The organism is Nostoc sp., assembly GCF_036917775.1.
Classification (GTDB): domain Bacteria; phylum Cyanobacteriota; class Cyanobacteriia; order Cyanobacteriales; family Nostocaceae; genus Nostoc.
Genome location: NZ_JBALEQ010000083.1, coordinates 131,033 through 156,169, shown reverse-complemented (window position 1 = coordinate 156,169; position 25,137 = coordinate 131,033). Strand labels below are relative to the sequence as shown.

Annotated in this window: 21 protein-coding genes and 1 tRNA gene; 7 read left to right on the top strand and 15 right to left on the bottom strand. The window is 42.4% G+C overall.

Annotated elements, in window-relative coordinates:
• From V7K69_RS15985 to hisF, 7 genes are all read right to left on the bottom strand, one after another.
• Entirely contained in the window at positions 1-2,211 is a 2,211-nt protein-coding gene (locus tag V7K69_RS15985) for a cation:proton antiporter (protein ID WP_335035971.1), read from the bottom strand.
• Positions 2,212-2,566: 355 nt separating this feature from the next.
• Positions 2,567-3,856, bottom strand: coding sequence for a cation:proton antiporter (locus V7K69_RS15980; RefSeq protein WP_335035969.1), 1,290 nt, complete (start codon positions 3,854-3,856; stop codon positions 2,567-2,569).
• Positions 3,857-4,268: 412 nt separating this feature from the next.
• The gene (locus V7K69_RS15975; protein ID WP_335035967.1) at positions 4,269-4,703 is read right to left on the bottom strand and encodes a hypothetical protein; all 435 of its coding nucleotides are present in this window, start codon (positions 4,701-4,703) and stop codon (positions 4,269-4,271) included.
• Positions 4,704-4,882: 179 nt separating this feature from the next.
• A complete protein-coding gene (locus V7K69_RS15970; RefSeq protein ID WP_442936148.1) occupies positions 4,883-5,629 on the bottom strand; it encodes a GDSL-type esterase/lipase family protein in 747 nt (248 codons plus the stop codon).
• 427 nt (positions 5,630-6,056) lie between these two features.
• Positions 6,057-6,129, bottom strand: a tRNA-Ala gene (locus V7K69_RS15965).
• 93 nt (positions 6,130-6,222) lie between these two features.
• The gene (locus V7K69_RS15960) at positions 6,223-6,417 is read right to left on the bottom strand and encodes a hypothetical protein (RefSeq protein WP_012410736.1); all 195 of its coding nucleotides are present in this window, start codon (positions 6,415-6,417) and stop codon (positions 6,223-6,225) included.
• Positions 6,418-6,516: 99 nt separating this feature from the next.
• Positions 6,517-7,290 (bottom strand): imidazole glycerol phosphate synthase subunit HisF, encoded by a 774-nt coding sequence (gene hisF, locus V7K69_RS15955; RefSeq protein WP_335035962.1) that lies wholly within the window; start codon positions 7,288-7,290, stop codon positions 6,517-6,519.
• 253 nt (positions 7,291-7,543) lie between these two features.
• On the opposite strand from hisF, the gene ruvB reads away from it, so the two are divergent.
• The 5 genes from ruvB to V7K69_RS15930 all read left to right on the top strand — a co-directional run bounded on the left by ruvB (position 7,544) and on the right by V7K69_RS15930 (position 13,726).
• Positions 7,544-8,644, top strand: a complete 1,101-nt coding sequence (gene ruvB / locus V7K69_RS15950; protein WP_109011909.1) for a Holliday junction branch migration DNA helicase RuvB — start codon at positions 7,544-7,546, stop codon at positions 8,642-8,644.
• Between the two features lie 269 nt (positions 8,645-8,913).
• The gene (locus V7K69_RS15945) at positions 8,914-9,717 is read left to right on the top strand and encodes a tetratricopeptide repeat protein (RefSeq protein WP_335035957.1); all 804 of its coding nucleotides are present in this window, start codon (positions 8,914-8,916) and stop codon (positions 9,715-9,717) included.
• Positions 9,718-9,805: 88 nt separating this feature from the next.
• Positions 9,806-11,086 (top strand): glycosyltransferase, encoded by a 1,281-nt coding sequence (locus V7K69_RS15940; protein WP_335035955.1) that lies wholly within the window; start codon positions 9,806-9,808, stop codon positions 11,084-11,086.
• Between the two features lie 92 nt (positions 11,087-11,178).
• Complete coding sequence (locus V7K69_RS15935) at positions 11,179-12,537, top strand: condensation domain-containing protein (RefSeq protein ID WP_335035953.1); 1,359 nt, start codon at positions 11,179-11,181, stop codon at positions 12,535-12,537.
• An 88-nt stretch (positions 12,538-12,625) separates the two neighbouring features.
• Entirely contained in the window at positions 12,626-13,726 is a 1,101-nt protein-coding gene (locus V7K69_RS15930) for a glycosyltransferase family 4 protein (RefSeq protein WP_335035951.1), read from the top strand.
• Positions 13,727-13,803: 77 nt separating this feature from the next.
• On the opposite strand, the gene V7K69_RS15925 is transcribed toward V7K69_RS15930, so the two are convergent.
• The 3 genes from V7K69_RS15925 to V7K69_RS15915 all read right to left on the bottom strand — a co-directional run bounded on the left by V7K69_RS15925 (position 13,804) and on the right by V7K69_RS15915 (position 16,592).
• Positions 13,804-15,192 carry a cytochrome P450 gene (locus tag V7K69_RS15925; protein ID WP_335035949.1) on the bottom strand — a complete coding sequence of 463 codons (1,389 nt, stop codon included), beginning with the start codon at positions 15,190-15,192 and terminating at the stop codon, positions 13,804-13,806.
• 74 nt (positions 15,193-15,266) lie between these two features.
• Positions 15,267-16,082 (bottom strand): TIGR01548 family HAD-type hydrolase, encoded by an 816-nt coding sequence (locus V7K69_RS15920; RefSeq protein ID WP_335035947.1) that lies wholly within the window; start codon positions 16,080-16,082, stop codon positions 15,267-15,269.
• Between the two features lie 39 nt (positions 16,083-16,121).
• Positions 16,122-16,592 (bottom strand): DUF29 domain-containing protein, encoded by a 471-nt coding sequence (locus tag V7K69_RS15915; RefSeq protein ID WP_335035945.1) that lies wholly within the window; start codon positions 16,590-16,592, stop codon positions 16,122-16,124.
• 137 nt (positions 16,593-16,729) lie between these two features.
• On the opposite strand from V7K69_RS15915, the gene V7K69_RS15910 reads away from it, so the two are divergent.
• Entirely contained in the window at positions 16,730-17,029 is a 300-nt protein-coding gene (locus tag V7K69_RS15910; protein ID WP_069071048.1) for a 30S ribosomal protein PSRP-3, read from the top strand.
• A 10-nt stretch (positions 17,030-17,039) separates the two neighbouring features.
• Here V7K69_RS15910 and V7K69_RS15905 read toward each other — a convergent pair whose 3' ends face one another.
• The 4 genes from V7K69_RS15905 to atpD form a co-directional block, all read right to left on the bottom strand.
• Positions 17,040-18,977, bottom strand: coding sequence for a serine/threonine-protein kinase (locus V7K69_RS15905; protein ID WP_335035942.1), 1,938 nt, complete (start codon positions 18,975-18,977; stop codon positions 17,040-17,042).
• Positions 18,978-19,087: 110 nt separating this feature from the next.
• Complete coding sequence (locus V7K69_RS15900) at positions 19,088-21,193, bottom strand: SPFH domain-containing protein (protein WP_335035940.1); 2,106 nt, start codon at positions 21,191-21,193, stop codon at positions 19,088-19,090.
• 154 nt (positions 21,194-21,347) lie between these two features.
• Positions 21,348-21,761 carry an ATP synthase F1 subunit epsilon gene (gene atpC / locus V7K69_RS15895; RefSeq protein ID WP_335035939.1) on the bottom strand — a complete coding sequence of 138 codons (414 nt, stop codon included), beginning with the start codon at positions 21,759-21,761 and terminating at the stop codon, positions 21,348-21,350.
• Positions 21,762-21,892: 131 nt separating this feature from the next.
• On the bottom strand, positions 21,893-23,341 hold the full coding sequence (atpD, locus tag V7K69_RS15890; protein WP_114081954.1) for a F0F1 ATP synthase subunit beta: 1,449 nt from the start codon (positions 23,339-23,341) through the stop codon (positions 21,893-21,895).
• Between the two features lie 198 nt (positions 23,342-23,539).
• On the opposite strand from atpD, the gene V7K69_RS15885 reads away from it, so the two are divergent.
• Complete coding sequence (locus V7K69_RS15885; protein WP_335035937.1) at positions 23,540-24,361, top strand: SirB1 family protein; 822 nt, start codon at positions 23,540-23,542, stop codon at positions 24,359-24,361.
• Positions 24,362-24,578: 217 nt separating this feature from the next.
• On the opposite strand, the gene V7K69_RS15880 is transcribed toward V7K69_RS15885, so the two are convergent.
• Complete coding sequence (locus tag V7K69_RS15880) at positions 24,579-25,019, bottom strand: SRPBCC family protein (RefSeq protein ID WP_335035935.1); 441 nt, start codon at positions 25,017-25,019, stop codon at positions 24,579-24,581.
• Between the last annotated feature and the right edge of the window lie 118 nt (positions 25,020-25,137).

Sequence of the window (25,137 nt, the reverse complement as noted above, 5' to 3'; positions counted from 1 at the left end):
TCAATTCCTCAATGTTGGCTCTTGACTACTAACTTCAGGCAGCATAGAGGCAAGGTGAGCGGTAACTTGACTGTAGCGGCGGGTAATTAACAGGGAAGAACGACATTGGATAGCTAATTGATCTGTATATCTTCCCAAGGTTTGGCGTTCGATACCCCAAGTACGGCTGGTGCCAGCAATAGTTAAGTCAACACCTTCTGAGGCTTGAATTACGGCTTGGATTGGTTCTGGGGCTTCGACAATTTTAATTTCAATGCGATCGCGGACACTGGTGGGTAATTGCTCCATCATCGTGTGCAGTTCGTAACTCAATTCTTCTCTAGTATGATTTGCTGCTATCTGTAATATTTGCAATATACAAGTCTCACTATTGATGAGCAGTCTTAAAGCTAGTATTAGTGCTAAATCATCATGGATATTTGCAGAATAAGGTACGAGTAAACTCTCTAATCGCTCTTTGCCTTTATCTACAAATACTGCTACATCTACTGGTGCGGTGGTAAGCATTTGTCCGACTCGTCCACCTAAACGATTACTACTAAAAGCTGGCCGATGCCAGCCTACAAGAATTAAATCAACTTGTTCTAATGTGGCAATCTGTGCTGTTTCACGGGCAACGTTGCTGGAGATGCGAACGATAGGATGCACACAAGAACGAGTTTCTGGTGGTTCGAGAGTATTAATCAATTCTTCTAGTTGGCGGCGGCGCTGGGCGATTAATCGGTCTGCTTCAACTGGGGTACTTTCAAAGGCATAGTCTTCTTGAAATTCAATCAGGCTAAGGGGGTTAACTACGGCAGGATATCGGTAATTGAGAGCCACACCGACGGCTGGCTGTGCCAAGGCTACTGCCAACTGTACTAAACCTTTTTGCGTACTTGGATTAGCCACTGGCACCAAAATTCGGAAAGGATGAGGGTAAGTTTCACCTCCAGCAGAAGTATCTATACCTGTTTCTGCTTCCGACTCCGGTTCCACCATATCTAACCTGATTAGCTTCTTCGGATATGTCCATTCCAGCAATGGCGAGGTCATGAATGTAGTTACCAATGCCATAATTACCAGCATGGTAAATATTAAGGGGGAAATTACCCCTAACTCTAGACCAATGTTTAGTACTATCAGTTCGGTTAAACCGCGAGTATTCATTAACCAACCGAGTGCCGAGGCTTCCCGTTTACTAATGCCACTAACACGGGCTGCGACATAAGTGCCAACATATTTGCCTGCGATCGCTACTCCTAAAACCAACGCACACAAAAGCCACAATTCTGGACGGTTGAGCAAACCAATCTGTGTCTTTAAGCCACTGTAGGCAAAAAATATGGGTAGCAAGAATATCAAAACAAAATCTTCGGTTTTTACTGCCAGTTCCCGCACTAAATCCTCATTTTTGGGCATTGCTGCTCCCAGTAAAAATGCCCCAAAAATTAAGTGAATCCCAATTAGTTCGGTAATTAATGCCGACGCAACGACACCCATATAAATCCCAGCTAGCAGCAATTGGCTGAGTCGTCCTGCACGGAGGTAGTGTTTAGCAAGGCGTTGGAGGAACCAACGTCCCGCCGTCAACATCAAGCCGATGTAAACGATGCTGGCGATAATTGTGGGTATGGCACCAGCAAAGTCACCAGTTCGCGCCACTGCGATCGCAACTGCCAAGAGACACCAAGCTGTTACATCATCCACGGCTGCACAAGTTAGCGCCAAGGTTCCTAAACGTGTTCCTTGTAAATTGTTTTCAGTAATGATTCGCGCCAACACTGGAAAGGCAGTAATTGACATTGCCGCCCCCAAAAACAAGGCAAAGGCGGTGAAGGATACACTTGCATTGGAAACTAGCGGGTAAAGGATCGCAGCTAGCAATGTTCCCAAGGAAAACGGCACTAAAATGCTGACATGAGAAGTTAAAACAGCTACTTCTAATTGCCCACTCAGATATTTTGGATTTAGCTCTAGCCCAATCAGAAACATGAAAAATATTAGTCCCACCTGAGACAAAACATTTAAAAAAGGAATAGTTTCTGGTGGAAACAACGTAACTGCTAAATGGGGAGCAACTAAACCAAATAAAGATGGGCCGAGCATTATCCCGGCAACAATCTCACCAATTACCAGAGGTTGCTTAATGGAACGGAATGCTAGCCCTACTAGTCGTGAAAGTCCAATAATAATCAGTACTTCAACCAGAACGAGAATAACTATGTGCATGGTTTCCTCACAATTCACTATCTGGTTTCTCTAAGATAAATCTTTAAAGGTCCTGAAAAGCCCAAGTTCATTAGATACAATCAAGATTAATTTGCACTTAGTTGTAATGTCAATTACTGAAAGGATGCACTTGAAGAGGTGAAAAATTAATTTTGATGATTTTTGGAGATAAATTTAGAATAACTTCCGAATTGCCGATCCAAAAAATAGATAATTGGTGTGCTTTCGTAGTATTCTTTAAAAACTGTCACAAACAAATTAGCCGTTATAGCTTAGAGTCTAAGCGGATAATTTTACCCAACTCCGATGTAACTAATATCAGTTAATTGGTACTTAATTTTATATTTATCTTTGCTTAAGCAGAAGACTTATCATAGCTTGTACCATGCAATAAAAAAGCAATCAGTGGTGATGCCATGAGTGTAGTAATGACTGCCATAATAACCATTATAGTGAATAAAGTCGGGGTAATTATACCTTGTTCAAGACCAATATTAAGGATGATTAACTCCATTAAACCACGAGCATTCATGAGAGCGCCAATAGTTGCAGATTCACGCCAATTTTCCCCGGCTAACCTTGCAGCCAACATACAAGCGACACCTTTACCAATAATTGCGATCACAATAATTAACAGCGTAATTCCCCACAAAGTAGGCGTGTTTACCAATCCAATTTGAGTGTTCAGTCCAGAGAAAACAAAAAATATCGGTAGTAAAAAAGAAGTAGTTAAAAACTCAGTATATTGGCGAATTTGTTGGGCGAATTCTCCGCGTGGTGTTACTGCTCCCAGCACGAAAGCACCGAATATTGCATAGATGCCTGTAATATCGGTAAACCATGCACAAAACATCAAAATTATCAACATCAAAGTCAGAGTTTGTCTGTTCACACCTGCATCGCGTTTTGTCATCCGTGTGAACACTCTCAGTAGAGGTTGACCGAGAAAAATCGCAAATAGCACGTAGCAAATACCACCACCAATTGCTAATATGGCAATGCTCAAAGAATTTTTCACGCTAGCAAGGACGATGGCTAGCAAACACCAAGCAACTCCATCATCTACCGATGCTGCACCTAAAGCCAAAGTCCCAAAGCGGGTTTGTGCAAGACCGCGTTCGTAAAGAATGCGAGCTAACATCGGAAATGCTGTAATTGTCATCGACGCACCTAGATACAAAGCGGCTGACCAAGGTGTTACCTTTGGTTGAAAGAAATCGCCATTGTGATACAACCAAAAAGATGCGATCGCTCCTAAAATAAAAGGAGTGATAATTCCAGCAGCAGATAGCAGACTTGCACTTTTGATATGATGTTTTAAGAGTTTAGTGTTGAACTCTAAACCAATTAAAAACATATAAATTACTAACCCAATCTGGCTGATAGCATATAAAATCGACATCGATGGATTGGGTATCTTGAGTCCTACAGCCGTGATGATGGGAAGCTTAGGAAAAAGCCATTGCTGAAAATCTGGTGCAATCAATCCCAAAAGTGATGGCCCTAGCATTACACCTGCAATCATTTCGCAAACAACATCGGTTTGACCAAGATAGCGCCGTCCTAAAATCGTGATGATGCGACAAGTGGCTAAAATAACTGTAAGTTGCAAAAATAGCTGAATAACTAGATCAAAATTTGACATTGCATTTCCTTAATATGCGTCTCTGCATTGAAAAATCTTTTCAGACTCCAAAGCTTGTCCTGTTTTTCTCATAGATGACTACATCAGCACAAGTGCTAATTTTAGAAATATTAAGATAGCTGCTTTTAATTTGATAACAACTGCCCTATTGTTCGTAAAAACGGATACAACTTTGTATCAATACAACATATTGCATCCAAACTGAAATCGCCACATATAGCAGATTGCAATCTTTATAAGGTACAGATGATTTTAAGGGCACAGCAGTACTGTGCCCCTATCTGTGTGCTTGATTTACCTGAAAAACGCTGTATTAGTTTAATTTTTACAAACCGATGTCTTTGCATAACAATAACATTTATGCAATAACTCTCTAAAACTCTTATTCATTCTCTACAAGACCCTCTTCAATTTACAACCATTCACCACCCCGAAAACGCCAACGAAGGAAAATAATTCGCATCAGGCTTTGGGAACTAATAAAAACTGCTAGCCACACGATGCTATAGTGCAGTAGAAAAACTGTTAACGGTAATTCTTCTTTCGGTAAAGGTATTGGTAAAAAACCAAACAGTTTTACTCCACAGAACACAAATACTAATTCCCATATACCAGCTAAAAGTTGATAAGCTGCTGGCCAATCCCTGTCCCATCGGGATTTTTGGAGATAGTTATAAAGCACATCCCAACCTAAGCCAAATACAGCAACATAAAGAAGTATCCAAAAATAAACCGAGTTAGCACCAGGGCCAATCCAACCCATTGCAAAAGGCAGAGATACAAGTACACCCACAGTTGCAAGTAATAATAATCGAGTTTGCCAACGACCAAATAAAGTTGGTGTCATAGGAGTGCTGAGTGCTGAGTTAGGAGTTAGGAGTAATGAATAATATAGAGAAATTAGAGTTTTTATAGATGGATTTTGACTCGCTTCATTAAAAAATTAGTAAGATTGTGGTGCTTTTTGCGAACATGGCAAATATGAAAATCTTGGCTAATTTCAAAGCACCAACATATCTATATTAATTAGGATTGTTTAAGATGATAATTAAATTGAGAGTGGTAAGCTGCATTGGCAAAGCCTACTGAATGTATTGCATCCCAATTTATCACATCTTCTAACAAAGCTTGATAACCGAGTGTATTGGGATGAAGACCATCTTCACTTAAACGTTTGAGCCGCCAATTTTCACCGCGTTCCATCCATTGCTCAAAAATATCTAAATAGGGAATCTGGCGTTTGCTGCAAGCAATTCGAGTTGCTTCTTTGTAGCGGTACTGATCGACATGATTATAGTAAAAACAATCTAAAAATGGCATCTTGGCTTCATCTACTGGCACCATGCCCACAAATAACACCGGACAAAGTTGCTGTGCTAAATCTAAAAGAGTTGCAATTTCTTTTTCAAACAATGTAAAATCTGTATAATTGCGACCATCGGGACGCGCTAACCGCGCTGAGTCATTCACACCTACGGATAAAATAATCAAGTCGGGGACACGATTTCGCAGTTCACCTCGGTGGCGAAATTCTACTTCTAGCCTTTGTGCTACTTGTTGCGTGCGATCGCCTCTTACCCCTAAATTATAAAGAACATGACCCGCACTATCCGGCAACATCCACCATCGCCGTAGTTGCTCGATCCAGCCTCCTTTTTCCGGGTCGCCGAATCCATAAATTAAGCTGTCCCCCAGTGCGACAATCTTCATTGACTGAAAGTGATTTGGTGGTATAGACAGCTGCATTGAGGAAGAAGCTAGAAATGTGTGCATTTAACAACTATATTTTATATCTATACAAGATTCTATACATTTCTATACCATAGATGGCTATCTTTAGTGTGCAAGCATCTATTTATTGATATGGTTGCAAGGTTAATATAGCCGTAGTTGAGGGTCTGAAAGCCAAGTGTCGAGTTTAGAACTTGAAATGGCCGAGGCATTGCACAAATCATTGATACTAGACTTCTTGCAAAAGTAACAAATGCCAAGATCTTGGGGAAAGGGTAAAGGGTAAGGGGAAATTTCATCCCTTTCCCCACTTCTGCAAGAAGTCTACTGATAATATGAAGTTGAGAGAGAAACCCATGACAGTCTCTATCATTCCCACTTTTAAGACTGGTTCGGTAGACAGCAAATAAACATCATAAAAAATTTCCCTAACCCTCTTAATTTACTAAGATGATTAGGGACTTAAGAATGGAGCTAAGCGGATTCGAACCGCTGACCCCCTCAATGCCATTGAGGTGCGCTACCAACTGCGCTATAACCCCTTAAAATCCATTATACATAATCACTTAATTGTAGTACATTGTCAAGCTTTTTATGAAAACTAAATTTTAAATATCTCCTCTACCACTAGATACTCACAACGACACTTGCAACAAGTAGGTCATACAGTGCCCCATCAAAAAGTAAACTACTAACATGGCAGCAGCAGCTAGGGCAACCAATGTACCAGCCAACATGAGAGAAAATTCTTTACTCTCGTAGGCTTTTTCCATTAAGTGCAGCGACCACGCTACCAAAGCTACATCAAAAAGTAAAATAGGAAGCAACATATTTTTTAATATTTGTTAATACTTGTAAAATAATATTAACACCCTTTTTAAGAAGTGTGTCTAACCTCAGATAGATGTCATTAACAGGTGATTTGTGGATCAAGATAATGTTCTTACTGGTACATTGCGATCGCGCAAATAATTTTTGATTTCTGCTACGCTCAATTGCCCGTAATGTAACAAAGATGCGAGTAATGCTGCTTCAGCTTTGCCTTCAGTTAAAGCAGTGTAGATGTGTTCACAATTACCGGCACCACCAGAAGCAATGACTGGGATTTCTACAGAATCAGCAATTGCCCGTGTGATCTCGATGTCATACCCAGCTTGGGTTCCATCAGCATCCATACTTGTAACAAGTATTTCTCCGGCCCCCCGTTTTTCAACTTCTTGTGCCCACAATAGGGCATCTAAGCCTGTATTTTCCCTGCCACCCCGCACATACACATCCCAACCTGGATTCTCCGGGTTATTTCTGCGTCTGGCATCAATTGCAACAACTATGCACTGATTACCAAAGCGATCGCTTGCCCGATTAATCAAGTCTGGATCACGTACCGCCGCAGAATTAATACTAACCTTATCTGCGCCGGCTCGTAACAAAGCTTTAACATTTTCTAAGGATTGAATGCCACCACCCACAGTCAATGGAATAAAGACCTGTTCGGCAGTCCGGTAGACCACATCTAAAATTGTAGCTCGGTCTTCATGAGTAGCTGTAATATCCAGAAATACTAACTCATCAGCACCGGCTTCGTTGTAAACCTTGGCCAACTCTACCGGATCGCCTGCATCTTGGAGATTGACAAAGTTAACTCCTTTTACAACCCGTCCCGCCTTCACATCTAAGCACGGTAAGATTCTTTTAGATAACATAATAACTTTTGTACTTCTGGGTAATTGACCGGAATTTAAATTTTAAATTGGCGCGGGTATTTCCAAACGAAAATTTTCACGTATTGGGTATGGGGCATTAGGCATGGGGCATGGGCAAGAGGACTTGGGGACAAGGAGAATTGGGGACAAGGGGAAAGACTTGTTGCAAGTTCTCACAAGTCCCCTTGTCCCCTTGTCCCCCTGCTCTCCCCACTCCCCACTCCCTAGTCCCTTAAAAGTAGATAGCTGAATTATGGCGATAATCTCCTCGAAAAAACAGCCTCCAGAACCCAATGGAGAACCAAAACAGCTTCGAGAGTCGGTGAAAGCACCATCCACAGAAAATATTTTGAAGCCTGAAGCTGCTATTGATGAACAAGAACAGCAGGAAGAGGGTATTCGACCACACCGATTTGCTGATTACATTGGGCAAAAAGATTTAAAGGATGTACTAGATATTGCCATCAAAGCAGCCAAGTCTCGTGGTGAGGTGCTGGATCATTTGTTGTTGTACGGGCCGCCGGGATTGGGCAAAACCACAATGGCAATGATTTTAGCATCGGAAATGGGGGTAAATTACAAAATTACCAGTGCGCCAGCCCTAGAACGTCCACGGGATATTGTCGGGTTACTGGTGAACATGAAGCCTGGGGATATTTTATTTGTGGATGAAATTCATCGCCTCTCGCGGATGACAGAGGAAATTCTCTACCCGGCGATGGAAGATTATCGCTTAGATATTACTATTGGTAAGGGTTCTAGCGCTCGGATTAGAAGCTTGCCTTTGTCAAAGTTTACCTTAGTGGGTGCTACAACCCGTGTCGGTGCTTTAACTTCACCACTGCGCGATCGCTTCGGCTTAATTCAAAAACTCCGATTTTACGAAGTTGATGAATTGACTCAAATTGTACTGCGAACCGCTCAATTACTCAAAACCCCTATTACAGAAGATGGTGCCACAGAAATTGCCCGTCGTTCACGCGGAACACCACGGATTGCTAATAGGCTACTAAAACGTGTGCGTGATTATGCGGAAGTAAAAATATCAGGTGAGATTAATGAAAGTATTGCATCTGAGGCATTGCAACTATTCCAAGTAGATCCTTGCGGTTTAGATTGGACAGACCGCCAGATGCTAAGTGTAATCATTGAACAATTTAACGGCGGGCCAGTGGGCTTGGAAACAATGGCAGCAGCGACGGGTGAGGATACCCAAACAATTGAAGAGGTGTACGAACCTTATCTCATGCAGATTGGGTATTTAACTCGGACTCATCGCGGCAGGATGGCGACAAAAGCAGCATATAAGCATTTGGGATTCACGCCGCCTAATGAACAGTTGTCATTATTGTAATTATGGGGAATAGGGAATGGGGAATGGGGAATAGGGGATGAGTCTTTGATACTCGTGAATGAGTCTTTAACACTCGCTGACGAGTCTTTGATACTCGTGAATGAGTCTTTAATACTCGCTGACGAGTCTTTAATACTAGTGAATGAGTCTTTAACACTCGCCGACGAGTCTTTAATACTCGTGAATGAGTCTTTACGAGTCTTTGAACTCCATTCCCCATTCCCCATTCCCTATTCCCCATTCCCCTCAAGATAAACAGGTAAACCTAGATGATTAAGTTGATTAGTATTTTTCTCAGTCTGTTACTTGTGTTTGGCTGGGCTACTCCAGTTATGGCACAATCTCAACCGCCCATTACTCAAGAACAGTTAAAACAAGGTGATGAGTGGGCAAATCAAGCCTTTGCAGCGACGAATCAAGGTGATTTTGCGACGGCTGAAACTTATTGGACAAAGATTATTGAGCAATTTCCGACGAATGCAGGGGCGTGGAGTAACCGGGGAAATTCGCGGGTGAGTCAGAATAAATTAAAAGAGGCGATCGCAGATTATAACAAAGCGATAGAACTAGCGCCGAATGTCACCGATCCTTATTTGAATCGGGGGGCGGCGTTGGAAGGGATGGGAAAATGGGACGATGCGATCGCAGATTATAATCATGTCCTAGAACTAGATCCTAACGATGCGATGGCGTATAACAATCGCGGAAATGCCAAAACAGGTTTAGGGAAATGGGAAGATGCGATCGCAGACTACAAAAAATCTAATGAGATCGCCCCAAATTTTGCCTTCGCCCGTGCCAATTACGCCCTCGCTCTTTATGAAACAGGTCAAAAAGAGCAAGCAATCCGTGAGATGCGAAATATTGCCCGTAAATACTCCAAATTTGCTGATGTGCGTGCCGCCCTCACCGCTGCATATTGGGTAAATGGAGAACAAGGTGAAGCCGAAAGTAACTGGGTAGCAGCTTATGGACTTGATAGCCGCTACAAGGATATCAACTGGGTAAAAAATATTCGCCGTTGGCCTCCTAGTCTAGTTACAGCTTTAGATAAATTCTTGAAAATCCAGTAGGCACTTCTAACTCAGCAAAAATTTCTTTTCTTTGCCTATCTAGCTGTTTTCTGGTATACATCATTGTAATTAACCAAAATCAGGAACTATGACTCATTTTGGAATGATTTGTCCAGCATCAACTGGTCATCTCAACACTATGCTTCCCTTGGGAAAAGAACTGCAAAATCGGGGTCATCAAGTTACCCTATTCGCCTTTTCCGATGCTCAACCAAAGACACTAGCCGCAGGATTAGAATTTCGGGCAATTGGCGAATCTCAGTTTCCTTCTGGGGAAATGTCAGAATCCTTGGCTAAGTTGGGAAAGTTGAGTGGACTTGCTGCATTGAAATATACCGTCAATCTGCTCAAAGAAGGGGCAGATGTTATGCTCAGGGATGCACCACCAGCAATTAAAGAAGCGGGTGTAGAGGCGCTTTTAGTAGACCAAGTTATGCCAGAGGGGGGAAGTGTTGCAGACTTTTTAGGACTTCCCTTTATTACTGTTTGCAGTGCCGTAGTACTTAATAGAGAAGAGAGTGTTCCCCCGTTTATCACAAATTGGAGCTATAACCAAGCTTGGTGGGCACAACTACGTAACAAAGTGGGTTATAAGTTGTTAGATCGCATCGGCAAACCAATTAGAGAAGTAATAGCTGACTATCGCCGAGAGTGGAAGTTACCCCCACACTTTAGTGCCAATGAAAACTATTCTCTACTAGCTCAAATTAGTCAACAGCCGGCCCAATTGGAATTTCCCAGGCAGGATTTGCCCCAGTGCTTCCATTTCACAGGCCCTTATCATAGTCCAACTGGTCGGGAAGTTCCTGATTTTCCTTATGAGAAATTAACCGGACAACCCTTAATTTATGCTTCAATGGGGACTGTCCAAAATCGCCTATTGGGAGTTTTCAAATCTATTGCCGAAGCCTGTAATGGTTTGGATGCCCAACTAGTGATTTCGTTAGGTGGTTCTGCAACTCCAGAGGCTTTGGGAAGTTTAGCAGGAAATCCGCTGGTTGTTGGTTATGCACCCCAATTGGAATTGCTGCAAAAAGCAACTCTCACTATTACCCACGCAGGGATGAATACTACTTTGGAGTCCTTAAATAAGGGTGTACCAATGGTTGCCATTCCCGTTGCTAACGATCAACCAGGAGTAGCAACGCGTGTAGCTTGGGCTGGCGCTGGTGAGGCCATACCCCTAAGTCGTGTGAATGTTCCTAAACTGCGAACTGCTATCCAAAAGGTGTTGACGGAAGATTCTTATAAACAGAATGCAGTCAGGTTACAAGAGGCAATTCAGAAAGCAGGGGGTGTAAGTCGAGCCATTGATATTGTGGAACAGGTTGTTGCTACAGGAAAGCCTGTTTTGGCTCAGAAACAGTAATCAGAGAATTAACATATTAGATACAAATCAATTTTGGATAATTTAGCAACTGCGTAGATTTAGGTAAGCTTTGAAACCATAGAAAATTAATAATGACATCTTTCAGCAGAAAACTTGGTTTAGTAGAAAAGTGGATGGCACTAGGCCATGATGTGGGAGGTGGACTAATTGTAAATGTTGTTTACATGGAAGGTATCTTAACACCTGGTATTGTTAAACAAGCTCTTAAACTAGTTCAACATCGTCATCCCATGCTCCAGGTTTACATTGTTGAATCTGACAATGGATTGTATTTTCAATCGCAAGAAATAACAGAAATTCCCCTGCAAGTGATATACAAGCAAGATGAGAATGAAGCGATTAAAGTTGCTGAAAAAGAACTACATACAAAATTTGCAGCAGGTAAAAATCCTCTTTGTCGTTTAACTCTTCTGTATTCTGAACAACATCAAAATACCTGTGAAATGATTATTACCTTTCATCATGGGATTGTTGATGGTATATCATGTATGCGCTTTATTGATGATCTATTAGTTTATTGTCAGCAAATTAATGATGGAGAAGATATATATTATATAGAACCCCTGGATTTTCTTGCTCCAATAGAAAATCTAATTAATTATAATATTCTCACTCAAAACAAAATTGAAAATTATCAAGTTACAAATGAACAACCTACTCCACCACCCCAATTAATTATTGAACATCAAGCATCTGCAAATGAACGTTTTACTCGGATGCTACCGCGAATGCTTAGTCAAGAAAAGACTAAGATACTAATTGAAAAATGCAAACAAGAAAAAACAACTGTGCATGGTGCTATTTGTGCAGCAATGCTATTTACTGCTGCAAAATTACTTTCAATAGATAAACAGATAAATTTATCCTATGGATTACCTGTAAATTTGAGGAAATATTGTGATCCTGAAATCACAGACCAAAATCTAGGTTGTTTTATATCTGTGCTGGTTTTTAATCAGTTAGTTGAGTATAATACAATTTTTTGGGATTTAGCTAGAGAATGTAAATCCAAAATACACGATTCTTTAATTAACGGTGTCCATATAACTCTACTGCAACAAAGTAAATTACGTGATTTTGACAGAGATATCGTGATTAACTTTATGTTGGGTAAAGAAAATACTATGGGAAGAAATAATATTTTTTCAATTTCTAATAGAGGCAAATTCAAATTCCGATATAAATCCGATAAGCTAAAGGTTAAAGAATTATACTTTGCTACTCCTAACCATATTGGTGGTGATTGTTTTTGGTTAGGTGTTCTCACGCTAAATGAGCAGTTATTTTGTAATTTTATTTATGTAGAACCTATAATAAGTGAAAAAACAGCACAATTATTTGCTGATGATGTGATAACAGTCATAGAAAAAGTTTGCATAAATCAAAATTCCACATTAACAATTTTATCTCAGTCAGTTACCCAAAATTAAATATTTTTGATATGTGGGATTTCTTTGCTCGCCATATCGAATTTAAATATACAATCTTGTTGTCGTAATTTTGGAAGATTCAAATAATATGAACTGGGACAATAACTCAATCGTAATTTATTGCAATTTTCCATTTCATGTAGAAAATTGGTCTCCTTTATCTGTGAATAAAGGTATTGGAGGAAGCGAAGAAGCTGTCATTTACTTAAGCCAAGAATTAGTTAAGTTAGGCTACCAGGTTACTGTTTTTAATAGATGCGGTGATAAGGAAGGGGAATATAATGGTGTAGTTTATCAGTCTGTTGATAAATTTAATCCTCAAGATAACTTTAATGCCTTAATCTTTCATCGGGCTTGGACGCAACCGATGATGATGAAAGTAAAGTCAAAAAAAACTGCTATTTGGATGCACGACAACCCTAAATTATTTCCTCCAGTAGAAGATTCTCAGCAATCAGAATTTTTAGCAAGTTTTGACAAGCTGTTTATGCTGTCAAATTTCCATAAATCTCTACTTCCAAAGTGGATTCCTGAAGAAAAAATATTTTTGACAACTAATGGTATTAATGTAGAAGATTTTAATTTAACAGGAATTTCTAGAAATCCCAAAAGACTGATTTCGATTAGTGACTATACAAGAGGCATTGAACATTTACTTACTCAATGGGACAAGATTATCCAAGAAGTACCTGATGTTGAATTGCATATTTTCTATGGTTGGCAAGGAATTGATGCGCTGATTAATTCACCTTATATTAATAGATTTCCAGAATTACCAGATAAAAAGAAGCAAATTTTGAAGCTTTTGGAGCAAAGAAACGTATATGAATATGGCAGAATTGGGCACAAGCAGTTAGTTGAAGAATTATTTAAATCTGGAATCTGGGTTTATCCTTGTCATACTGCTGTTGAGATTTTCTGTATTAGTGCTTGGAAAGCTCAAGCGGCTGGTTGTGTTCCTGTAGTAACAACTTACGCCGGCTTAGATGAGACTGTTAAATCTGGTGTCAGAATTAAGGGGCCTGCTGGAGATGAACAGACAAATAATGCTTATATTGAAGCTGTAATTGACTTATTGAAAAATCCAGAGAAACAAGAAAGTCTGAGACAGGAAGCATTATCTCTAAAAGATTCCTTTGGTTGGGATAAAGTTGCTAAACAGTGGCACGAGGAATTTTTCTCAATTTAAATAAAATCCAGGGCTGTGCATAGGCATAGCCCATCGTAGACATCACTCTCACCTTATGTCATATGATTTCAGACTTTCTAAACAAAACTAGTCTCTCTGACTTCCTGATTTTGCTGGTGTCTCCCAGTCACCACCATCTGCACACCCCCTCCTGGGCTAAATAAGAAACCCTTACGCACTGGCTGCACTGGTTTGGTATCAGCCAGTTCCATCTGCCAGCGAGACAGCACTGTTGCCAAAACTACCTTCATCTCAAACAGGGCAAATGCCATCCCAATACAGCGACGGTTTCCGCCACCAAAGGGTAAATACTCAGATGTGGAAAACTGCCGTTCTAGAAAACGCTCTGGCTTAAATTGCTTCGACTGGGGATATAAATCTTCTCGATGATGTGTCAGATAAATGCAAGGAATCACTAAAGTACCAGGATTCAACTCATGGCCCATAATTTCTAGGGGGGATTTTACCAAGCGATTTAATGCCAACGATACCACTGGATACAAGCGCAGAGTTTCCGAACAAACAGCACTCAAATAAGGTAAACGCAAAATAGCATTTGGATCGGGGTTTTCGCCCAGGCTATCTAGTTCTTGCAGTAGTTTTGCCCGCACCTCTGGCAAATGATGAATCCAGTACAAAGCCCATGCTAAAGAAGTTGCAGTAGTTTCGTGGCCCGCCGCCAAGAGGGTAATTAACTCATCGCGTAACTCTACATCAGTCATCGACTGCCCCTCTTCATCACAAGCTGCCATCATCAAAGATAGGATATCAGTTCGAGATGGGTCAGGTAGCTCTTTGCGATCGCGAATCTCAGCATATATGAGTTCATCCATTTGCTCTCGCGAGCGCAGGAATATACCCCAAGGACTCCAAGAACCTAAATCTCTTTGCAGTGATGGAAAAACAAGCATCATTGCCGTAATAAAAGGTTGCTGTGGATTCAATATTTTCAGCAGCACTTCCTTGAGTTTTTCATAACGTGGCCCATCTGCTAGACCAAATACAGCTTTCAAAATCACCTCTAAGGAGATTTCTTGCATAGATGGCAGAACTGAAAAGGATTCCCCAACTTGCCATTGACTAATCACTCGCTCTGTAATCTCGCGGGTTAACTGACCATAAGCCAGCATTCTTTCTCCATGAAAAGGGGGTGTCAACAACTTTCGTTGGCGCTGGTGAGGCTTACCTTCTAGAGCTAATAATGATTGCCGTCCTAATAAAGGCGATTTAATACCCGCCTGTTCGCCAGAGTCCAACTGTTTTGGATCTGTCGTAAAAATCTGCTGAATCGCCTGGGGATTATTAAAAAATACTTGGGGAGTAAAAACAGGGCCAATCCGAAGAGTGAAGATATCACCATAGCGTTTAGCACAGGCTTCCATGTATTCTAAGGGATTAGTCAGCCATTGATACGTCTGTACCCAAGGGTGAGTTTGAGGACCATCAGGCAGTTTAAATGCAGACATTTTTATTAATCTCCCAATGATTAAAGCAAGATTGTTATTAGCAAGTTATTCATGCACCCCTAGCTTGATTAATCTTAGACCACAGATTGGGGAGATGAACTCACCAATTCTTGAATTTGTCTTGGAGTCAATTCTTGCACATTACGCAAAACTACTGCTGCTCCTGCTGCTATTAATGTCTGACTATAAGCATCACTACGGGCTGCTGTTTCCTGGACGTGGGGTGGTAAAACTCCTACACCAATCCAAGTGTGAGCAGAATGTAGACTCCGCGCTTTCTCAACGGTATACATATCTGCTACCGTATCTCCCACATACACGATCGCTAATTTTTGCTCAATTCCATTATCTAACTCACGAACTGTAGCAAAAAGCCCAGTGGGGTCTGGTTTTCCTGGTGCATCTTCCATCGCAATCAACACCGGAGATTTCAAACCCAGGCGTTTTTCTAAGACATAGTTGGCGGAAGCACGAGTTGCACCACTGAAAAATCCCCAAGCAATCCCAGCTTGGGTAAGTTGTTCTAAATAGCTAGGTTGTAATAATAAAGGTTCATTACAGATATACCCTGTAAAATTATTTGGGTCTGAGCCACGGTAACGCGATTGAAAAAACGCAACGATCGCACTGTAATCTAATTGCAGTTGCTCACGAGTCTGTCCTTGAGTTTCAAAGTAGCGATAAATTAATTCCTGCGATGCTTCCCAATCGTTATTCCACACTCCTTCTGACTTCAGTTGGTCAATATCTAGTGGGGTTGGGCGATATGCTTGGGTAGTAAAATATTCTACGGTATCTGCGATCGCTCGGCGATAGGAACCGCTAACATCGCGCACAACGCCATCAATATCGAAAATGGCGATCGCTTTTACAGAAGTTGGTTGAGTCATGGGGTAGGAAGCAAAAGAATTTTACTAATCATAATGCGCTCATGACTCAGGTAAAAAATCGGGGTCGAGGGCTTGCTCTGGTGTGAAGGGAGATTGTTCGGGGAAGGTAGCCAAATGCAATTCCGTTTCATCGGCAGCCAAGAGTCTAGCATCGTCATAACATAGCCCAAAAACCTCATCAAAATATGGTTTGAGGCTAGGACTTTCTTCTAGAGCTTCTCTGAGGCGTTTACGATGCTCACGAATTGTTGCTCGCCAACTACCAGAGCGCTTCTGGGCTTGATATTTATACTTCAATAGGTGCATCAGCACCACTTCCAAATTGCTTCTTAGTGCTTTCTTTTCACTCCTGCCCATTGTTTCAATTTCATCAATCAAATTCTCTAAATCCAGTTCTGTAAGCCGACCTTGCTTGAGCAGTTCTGCTGTGGTTTGAATCCACAGGTAAAAGTCTTGCTCATACAAATCTGAACCAGATGTTATTTGAGATTGGGGCAGTTGAGCAGTCATGAGCATCTTTTGTTAACGCCGACTACACCTTATGCTAGCCCAATCTCATCACTGTTTGGTCATTTGATAGGGTATTGCGTTAAAATAAGCGATCGCTATCCTAGTTCAGTAATGCCCGGAAATTCCCGGAGGTGTGATTGACCAAGTTTATTTTAAAAATTCTGTGGTTAGACGAAAACGTTGCTCTAGCAGTCGATCAAATTGTCGGCAAAGGCACCAGTCCCTTGACTAAGTACTTTTTTTGGCCCAGAAATGATGCCTGGGAAGAGTTAAAAAAGGAATTAGAGTCCAAACATTGGATTACTGATGTGGATCGTGTCGAGTTGCTTAATAAAGCAACAGAAGTGATTAACTACTGGCAAGAGGAAGGCAGAAACCGTCCAATGGCAGAAGCTCAATTGAAATTTCCAGAAGTTGCCTTCACAGGTAGCGCCTGATATTACAAAATTAGCTATTGTCCTGTTCTACAAGCTGCCACAGTTTGATAGTCTTGTCTCTGCTGCCACTTGCAATTAATTGTCTAACTTTGCTCACAGCAACAGCAGATACTGTGTCTACATGACCAGAGAGAGTAACAATCTCTTCTGCTGTGCTTACTCTCCAAAGTTTAACTGTTTTGTCGCAACTTGCACTTAGGAGTGTTTCGCCATCGGCAGTAAAAGCCACAGCCACCACAGACCAAGAATGGCCTACAAGTGTGCAAATTAGCTGACCTGTGTTTACCTGCCACAATTTAATAGTGTTATCATCACTACCCGTCGCCAAAGTTTGACCATCAGGACTAAACGCGACTGTCAAAACCGCCCATGTATGACCCGAAAGGGTGCTTAACAAGCTATAGCATGGGCGGTTTTGAATAAGGGAGAAGGGGGCAGGAGGAAAGGGGGAGGGGACAGGGGGCAGGGGGAAAGGGGGAATGTCCTCTGCTGTTTGTGAGTGGTTTTTTAACTCAGCACTATTCATATCTTCCTGCTCCCGTTCGGCTACGCTACTTCGACTGCGCTCAGTACAAGTCACGGCAAGCCTGTTCCCTGCTCCCCTGCCTCTTCCTAATGCAGGTATGTGCCACAGGCGAATTGTTCGGTCATAACTTGCGCTAGCTAAAAGCTGTCCTTGGGGACTAAATGCTACTGAATTTACTTGTAATTGATGTCCGGTTATGGTGCAAATTTCTGTGCCAGTATTGACATCCCAGAGTTTGATTGTCTTATCCCAGCTACCACTAGCGATAATCTGCCCATCTGGACTGAAAGCAACTGATTTTACGGCGTGTGAGTGTCCTAATAAAGTGCAGATTTCTTTTAATGTCTCAACCTGCCACAATTTGATAGTTTTATCGTCGCTAGCTGTTGCCAAAATTTGACCATCTGGACTAAAGGCGACTGATTTTACCGCTTGGGAATGTCCTGATAAGCTAGCTAGGATTTTTTGAGTATTTAAATCCCACAATTTGATGTTTTTGTCATCACCACCACTGGCTAAAGTGTGACTGTCAGGACTGATGGCAAGGGTATTTACACTACTCAATGTCCCGGAATGCACAGTTAGGGTATGCAAGCATTGCCAAGGAGGGTTTGGTAATTTTAAATTTTGAGTTTTACATTCCATACCCATTGTTTGCATAGCTTCATCAGCCGATTGAAAGCGGCGGTTAACAGCATTTTGTAGCAGCTTGTCGAGGATTTGGGCTAGGCGACTGCTAACCTTAGTAGTAAGATATTGTTGCCAAACCCAACAATCGTTAGCAATATCAAATAAATCAAAGGGAGGAATCTGGGTAAGTAAGTAAATACAAGTTACACCCAAGCTATATAAGTCACTAGCAAAAACTGCTTTTCCCTTTGTTTGTTCTGGTGCAGAGTATTCTGGACTGCCGATGCTGCTTTCAGATGTTAGCCGATCAATTTCTGTGACGATTTTCGCAGTGCTAAAATCGACTATAACGAAATTCCCTTTCTTGGTAATTGGGGATCTACGGATGATATTTTGGGGTTTAATATTGCGGTGGATGATGTGGCAATCGCTAATAAACTGGAAAACTGGTAACACATCTTCTAAAAGTTGCCAAATCTGAGTTTCATTAAAAGCCCCTTCTTCTTCAACCACCTGAGCTAAATTAGTGCCTGCAATAAACTCTTGCACTAAATAAAAATGCCCATTCTGCTGAAAATAAGCTAATAAAGCGGGAATTTGCGGATGCTTCCCTAATTCCTCTACGTGTTGCGCCTTTTGCTGAAAAGTTTTAAATGTCTCGTATTCCTGCGATAATTCTTGAACGACGCAAGGAATTGGCGGAAACTGACCCTCATCTACAGCGAGGAAGGTTTTACAGAATCCCCCTTTACCAATTGGTTTTAGTAAACGATAACGTTCTTGTAAAAACAAAATTTTCTACCAAAATTACAGGGTAGGCAAGATGCCTACCCAAAGTAAAATATAACCATTTTAAATTGCGTTTCTCGTAGGGTAGCAAAGCTGTGCTACCCTACCGGCTATTACTTATCTACTGGAAAATTCACAACTATCGGTGGAAGACCGTTTTCTGTGGTTGGTTGTGTTTGGGTAACTACTGGTTGCGGATGCAAAGGTGTTGGTGTCAATTCACCTTTACCAGTTTGATTCCATAAAATCATGGATAATAGTCCGTCCACTAAACCGTTATTGCTGCCGTTACTGCCAACTAAGACATCTGGAATTAAGCGGACATGGCGATCGCCTATAATCTGCATTAATTGCATTGCTGTATAACCTTGGGAACCCAAAGCTTCCACACCAGCGCGGTAGGTTTCAGCTTTAGCATTACCTGTGGCCCGAATACCTTCAGCCTCAGCAATTGCCCGGAGTTTTGTACCTTCGGCTTCACCGTTGGCCTGTTTAATTTGGGCTTGGGCTTTCAGGTCAGCAATATGCACACTCTGCTCCGATTTCACCATTTCTTGCTGAATATCAGCGAGTGCCGTTTCCCGAACAAGCTGCTGCCGTTGGGTTTGCGCCATCTGCTGGACTTCATAAGTCTTGCGTTCTTCTTCGGCAATCTTCCGGTCTGTCTGTGTCTGCATTAGTGACGCTGGTGGTAGAATATCACCAATCAGGGTGTCGATCGCTTGCACGTCATAAGCCCGCAATGCTGTTTTAATATACTCAGCAGCCTCAGATTGTCGTTCGCTCCGAGCGGTGAGAAAGTCTAGTACAGTATAGTCTTGGGCTGAGTTGCGGAAATAATTCCCAATGGTCGGTTCTAATACATGGTCTACCAAATTTTGCATGGCACCAACGCGGGAAATTACCTTCGGAGCATCTAAAGCACCGACATGGATAATTTGCGCTACTTCCAAATCAAAAGCAAACCCATCACGCGATCGCACTGTTAAAGAAGCCAGTTTAGCATCATAGCTGTGGCGTTCAGTCCGACCCGACCAGTTTAAGACAATGTTGGTCGTTGGCACGAGTTCAATCTTCATGATCCGAGAGTTAATCGGGTGCTTACCAGGATATAGCGGTTCTACCCATACGCCCTTATGTCCCTGATTCACCAAGTTACCGTGGGTGAAAGCTGCACCACTGACATCTTGATGTGCCTTACCCACGAAGGAAATTACCACACCCACATAACCAATGGGAATTTCGGTCATCGGCACTTGTTCAACCTGGACAAACCAAGGATTCAAGTTCCAAGAACCAGAAAGCAAAGTCTGTTCTTGTAAACCTCGCCGTCCACCCCCATTAATAAATTTCTGACCATTTTGGAAGTTGTCGTGTCCGTCAATTATCGGGCCTGCGAGTTCACCAGCAGAAATTGGCACACCATCTAAGGTAGTGACAATGCCAACTTTGTCTGATGCCAGACTGTACACCCGCAACTGTTCTGGAGCCATGCCATGAGCGCTGGCATTTGATGCCATGATGACTTTAAACAGGGCGGTATTAATCCGGTATGTACCTGCGGTGAGAAAACCCATTTGCCGCCCTTTTTCTCCACCTTCGGTAAGGAATTTCCGAGCATCTTGGAAATTGTCACAACCCACGATTTTCCCCAAAATCCGCTCTGGTGGGTTGGATGCCCCATCTGCTGCCACAATCAAAGCGATTTCCCCTTGGGGAACCACAATTACCGATTCTTTCTTTACAGAATATTGCCAAGGCCAATAGCCCCAGTGCCAACCAGGAGCTAAAGTATCTGCCTGCAAGCCAGCTTCCCCGTTGAGGGCAATCAAACTGCCGGCGGGTAGTCCACGCCCAGAAAGGGTAAATTTCCTCACTACAATACCAACTTCACGTTCACCAATCACTACAAGTCCCCCAAAGAATAGGGGGACGAATATGACGAAACCGCCGACAAGTAGGATAGGAACTAGTACAACAGGATCAATTCCAGCAGATTGATATTGATTCCTGCTGATTGGTAACTGAGCAATATTTGGTGTAGTCTGATTTCGCTGGACTAATGCCGAAGTTATTTCTTTTGCAGTAGTTGTTTTAACAGAAGTAGCATTGGCAGAATGAATACCACCAGCGAGCGCTAACGTTGCTACGATAGAGGCCGCAAAACGAGCTACCTTATTTTGTTTACGAGTACCAAGCAAAGATGAAAAGCTTTTCATAATTTGTGCCCATTTGGGCAACTAATTAGCTAAGTTAACACTTCAGCAGGGCTTGCCTCGATTTCTTAAACTTGACGTAATTTTTTTGAAAAATTAATAAATAATTTGTAGGTTGGACATTGCCCAACCTACAAAGTTGAAATATAAAGTTAAATTAGACCGAACCGCCAGCAGCTTGAAACCTAGCGCGGGCGCGTTTGAAAGCTTGATTTGCCTTGATTTGGGCTTGGCGATCGTCTGCTGAAACTTGAGTGAGTCCCGCTTCTGCTTGGTTGTAAGCAGCACGAGCTTCTTCTAGGTTAATTTTGTCGCCACGTTCAGCGCCGTTAACCAGAATTGTCACTTCATTTTCTTCGACTTCGGCAAAGCCACCCAAAAGGGCGATCGCTTCCCAACCCTGATTTTTTGCAGCACGGACTCGCATTACACCAGTATCCAGGGCGGTTAAAAGTGGTGCGTGTCCAGTGAGGATACCTAGTTGACCAGTTGTGCTAGGCAAAACTACTTCTTCTGCTGGAGCATCCCAGACTGTTTTATCTGGGGAAATTACCCGAACGGTTAATGTCATTTGTCTTTTGTCCTTTGTCCTTCGTCCTTCGTCCTTTGTCATTTATGTCTTTCGTAATTGCCATTAGTCATTAGCAGTTGAACTAATGACTAACGACTAATGACTAATGACCAATGACAAATGACTAATGACTAACCTTTGATTTTTTCAGCTTTAGCGATCGCTTCGTTAATATCGCCAACCAAGTAGAAAGCCTGTTCTGGCAGAGCATCCAACTCACCAGACAGAATTTTTTGGAACCCTTTGATGGTATCTTCCAACTTCACATACTTACCAGGAGAACCGGTAAATACTTCTGCTACGAAGAACGGCTGAGACAAGAAGCGCTCAACTTTCCGCGCCCGTGCCACGATTAGACGGTCTTCTTCAGACAATTCATCTAAACCGAGAATGGCGATAATATCTTGGAGTTCTTTGTAACGTTGCAGAGTTGATTGCACCGCCCGCGCAGTATTGTAGTGTTCTTCACCTACAATATTTGGCTGAAGCATCGTAGAAGTTGAACCAAGTGGATCAACTGCGGGATAAATCCCCTTAGCAGCCAAACCGCGAGACAGTACTGTGGTTCCGTCCAAGTGGGCGAAGGTAGTAGCAGGTGCGGGGTCTGTGAGGTCATCCGCAGGTACGTATACTGCTTGAATGGAGGTAATGGAACCCTCTGTAGTCGAGGTAATCCGCTCTTGCAATTCACCTACGTCGGTTCCCAATGTAGGCTGATATCCTACCGCAGAAGGCATCCGACCCAATAGCGCGGATACTTCCGAACCTGCTTGTACAAACCGGAAGATATTATCAATAAACAGCAGTACGTCCTGCTTGTTCACATCCCGGAAGTACTCTGCTACTGTCAATCCCGAAAGACCAACCCGCATTCTAGCTCCGGGTGGTTCGTTCATTTGACCGTAAACTAGAGCAATTTTTGATTCGTTGAGGTTCTCGTTATTGATAACCCCAGATTCAATCATTTCGTTGTAAAGGTCATTACCTTCACGGGTGCGTTCACCCACGCCAGCAAATACGGATACTCCACCATGCTGGGTAGCGATGTTGTTAATCAACTCCATCATGATTACGGTCTTACCAACACCAGCACCGCCGAATAGACCAATCTTACCGCCGCGTCGATAGGGAGTCAGAAGGTCAACAACTTTAATCCCAGTCTCAAACACCGAAGGTTTGGTTTCCAGGTCGGTGAATTTAGGAGCAGAGCGGTGGATGGGTAAACTTGCCTCAGCATTTACTGGGCCCCTATTATCCACAGGTTCGCCAAGGACGTTGAAAATCCGGCCCAAGGTGGCTTTACCAACTGGCACGGTAATGGGAGCGCCTGTATCGGACACTTCAAAACCGCGCACTAAGCCTTCGGTGGAACTCATCGCAACAGTCCGCACCTGGTTGTCGCCCAGCAGTTGCTGTACTTCAACGGTGATGTTGATTTCCTGCCCAGCTTCGTTGGTGCCTTTGATTTTCAAAGCGTTGTAGATTTGTGGCAATTTCCCGCCGGGAAATTTAACGTCTACAACTGGGCCAATGATTTGGGTAATGTAGCCAATGTTTGTTTTTTCTGCGGTTGTGACCATGCTGCGCCTAATGAGTGAAGCTATATTTCAGATAAGGTCGGAGAAGACATAAAATTAAGCAATGTCACCTTTCAGATTAGCACTGAACGACCCTACTCTACGCCATAAATTGATCCTTAAGACTGGGGCTTGGGGATTAAAATTAAGGTAAGTTTTAGCATAGGGACTGGAGAAGACTCAAAATTAAAACTACAGGTTATGAATTTCTCGTCAGCACGACAATATTTTTACCAAGAGATTCAGCAGGCTGACGAGCAGATTGACCTAGCAAAGGCAGCTTTGTATATTGCCCAAGAAGAATATCCCAAGTTAGATCCAGAGGAATATCTCAACGCCCTTGATACAATGGCATGGGAGCTTCAAGAACGCCTGCCAGACTCACGATATCCTTTGCGGATAGTTCAAAGTATTAACCAGTACTTGTACGATGATTTAAAGTTTTGTGGTAATAAGATTGACTATTACGACCCACGCAACAGTTTTTTCAATGATGTAATTGACCGCCGACTAGGAATTCCTATTACCTTAGCGTTACTTTACCTAGAGGTTGCCAGACGAATTGATTTCCCGATGGTGGGTGTGGGAATGCCTGGGCATTTCTTGATCCGCCCAGATGTTCCAGATATAGAAATTTTTGTGGATGCCTTCAATGGCGGTGAAATAATATTTGCTCAAGATTGTGAGGAAAGGCTATCTCAAATTTATCAGCAACCCGTGACGCTACAACCAGAATTTTTAGCCGTGGTCAGTAATCGGCAATTTTTGGCAAGGATGCTGACAAATATAAAATTTATTTATCTCAAACAACAAGAGTTAGAAAAAACGCTGGCAGCAATTGAACGAATTTTGTTGCTGTTTCCTAATGTAACTTTAGAATTGCGCGATCGCGGCTTAATCTCCTATCAACTTGGTAACTACCCCCAAGCCGTAGACGATTTACAACATTATTTAGCAAAAGTTCCTGATGCCCAAGATGCATCGGTAATTCGGCGGCTACTTACGGAATTGGGGAGGGATTAGGGATTAGGGATTAGGGAATGGGGAATGGGGAATGGGGAATGGGGAATGGGGAATGGGCAAGAGGACTTGGGGACAAGGAGAATTGGGGACAAGGGGAAAGACTTGTTTCAAGTTCTCACCTCTTGTCCCCTTGTCCCCTTGTCCCCTTATCCCCTTGTCTCCCCTACTCCCTGCTCCCTGCTCCCTACTCCTCTGCCTTTTTCTGCTCAATGCCCAATTACAAATTTTCTGCGACTCGTTTCAGGCGGCGGAGTTGGGCTTGCATATCTTCTTTTGTCCAAGATGCGGCAAAGGTATTGAAACCCCAACTGACTAAGGGGTTAGGGATATCGAACTCAAAACGGTTTAGTAGGAGCGTTCCCTTTTCTGTGGGTTGACATTCCCAGCGATCGCGCCCTTGAAAAAATCCCTGAAATTCCCAGACTACCAAACCCGGTTGTCGTTCCACAACTACGCTATTCAACGTAGGTTTCAGTAGAGGAATTTGAATGATAAAACGGCTTTTACTGCCGACATCAGTACTCCAAGATTCACCCACAGGTTCGCAACGGAGGACAGGGTTGAGCCAGCGTTGCATGAGAGCTAAATCGCTAATACAGCGCTCTACCAACGTAGCTGTAGCATTAATTTGAATCGATTGCTCCAAAACTTGAGGCATTGCAGATTTTCGATGCTGTTGCTGCAATTAGAGTAACGCAAAATTCGCCATTTCCAGTAGATTAAATCAAATATTTGGTAACACAATCAAAAATTACTCTTGATATCAATATATTAGG

Coding starts and splice junctions, on each gene's coding strand:
- V7K69_RS15985 (WP_335035971.1), bottom strand. CDS start 2,211: ATGCACATAGTTATTCTCGTTCTGGTTGAAGTACTGATTATTATTGGA.
- V7K69_RS15980 (WP_335035969.1), bottom strand. CDS start 3,856: ATGTCAAATTTTGATCTAGTTATTCAGCTATTTTTGCAACTTACAGTT.
- V7K69_RS15975 (WP_335035967.1), bottom strand. CDS start 4,703: ATGACACCAACTTTATTTGGTCGTTGGCAAACTCGATTATTATTACTT.
- V7K69_RS15970 (WP_442936148.1), bottom strand. CDS start 5,629: ATGCACACATTTCTAGCTTCTTCCTCAATGCAGCTGTCTATACCACCA.
- V7K69_RS15960 (WP_012410736.1), bottom strand. CDS start 6,417: ATGTTGCTTCCTATTTTACTTTTTGATGTAGCTTTGGTAGCGTGGTCG.
- hisF (WP_335035962.1), bottom strand. CDS start 7,290: ATGTTATCTAAAAGAATCTTACCGTGCTTAGATGTGAAGGCGGGACGG.
- ruvB (WP_109011909.1), top strand. CDS start 7,544: ATGGCGATAATCTCCTCGAAAAAACAGCCTCCAGAACCCAATGGAGAA.
- V7K69_RS15945 (WP_335035957.1), top strand. CDS start 8,914: ATGATTAAGTTGATTAGTATTTTTCTCAGTCTGTTACTTGTGTTTGGC.
- V7K69_RS15940 (WP_335035955.1), top strand. CDS start 9,806: ATGACTCATTTTGGAATGATTTGTCCAGCATCAACTGGTCATCTCAAC.
- V7K69_RS15935 (WP_335035953.1), top strand. CDS start 11,179: ATGACATCTTTCAGCAGAAAACTTGGTTTAGTAGAAAAGTGGATGGCA.
- V7K69_RS15930 (WP_335035951.1), top strand. CDS start 12,626: ATGAACTGGGACAATAACTCAATCGTAATTTATTGCAATTTTCCATTT.
- V7K69_RS15925 (WP_335035949.1), bottom strand. CDS start 15,192: ATGTCTGCATTTAAACTGCCTGATGGTCCTCAAACTCACCCTTGGGTA.
- V7K69_RS15920 (WP_335035947.1), bottom strand. CDS start 16,082: ATGACTCAACCAACTTCTGTAAAAGCGATCGCCATTTTCGATATTGAT.
- V7K69_RS15915 (WP_335035945.1), bottom strand. CDS start 16,592: ATGACTGCTCAACTGCCCCAATCTCAAATAACATCTGGTTCAGATTTG.
- V7K69_RS15900 (WP_335035940.1), bottom strand. CDS start 21,193: ATGAAAAGCTTTTCATCTTTGCTTGGTACTCGTAAACAAAATAAGGTA.
- atpC (WP_335035939.1), bottom strand. CDS start 21,761: ATGACATTAACCGTTCGGGTAATTTCCCCAGATAAAACAGTCTGGGAT.
- atpD (WP_114081954.1), bottom strand. CDS start 23,341: ATGGTCACAACCGCAGAAAAAACAAACATTGGCTACATTACCCAAATC.
- V7K69_RS15885 (WP_335035937.1), top strand. CDS start 23,540: ATGAATTTCTCGTCAGCACGACAATATTTTTACCAAGAGATTCAGCAG.
- V7K69_RS15880 (WP_335035935.1), bottom strand. CDS start 25,019: ATGCCTCAAGTTTTGGAGCAATCGATTCAAATTAATGCTACAGCTACG.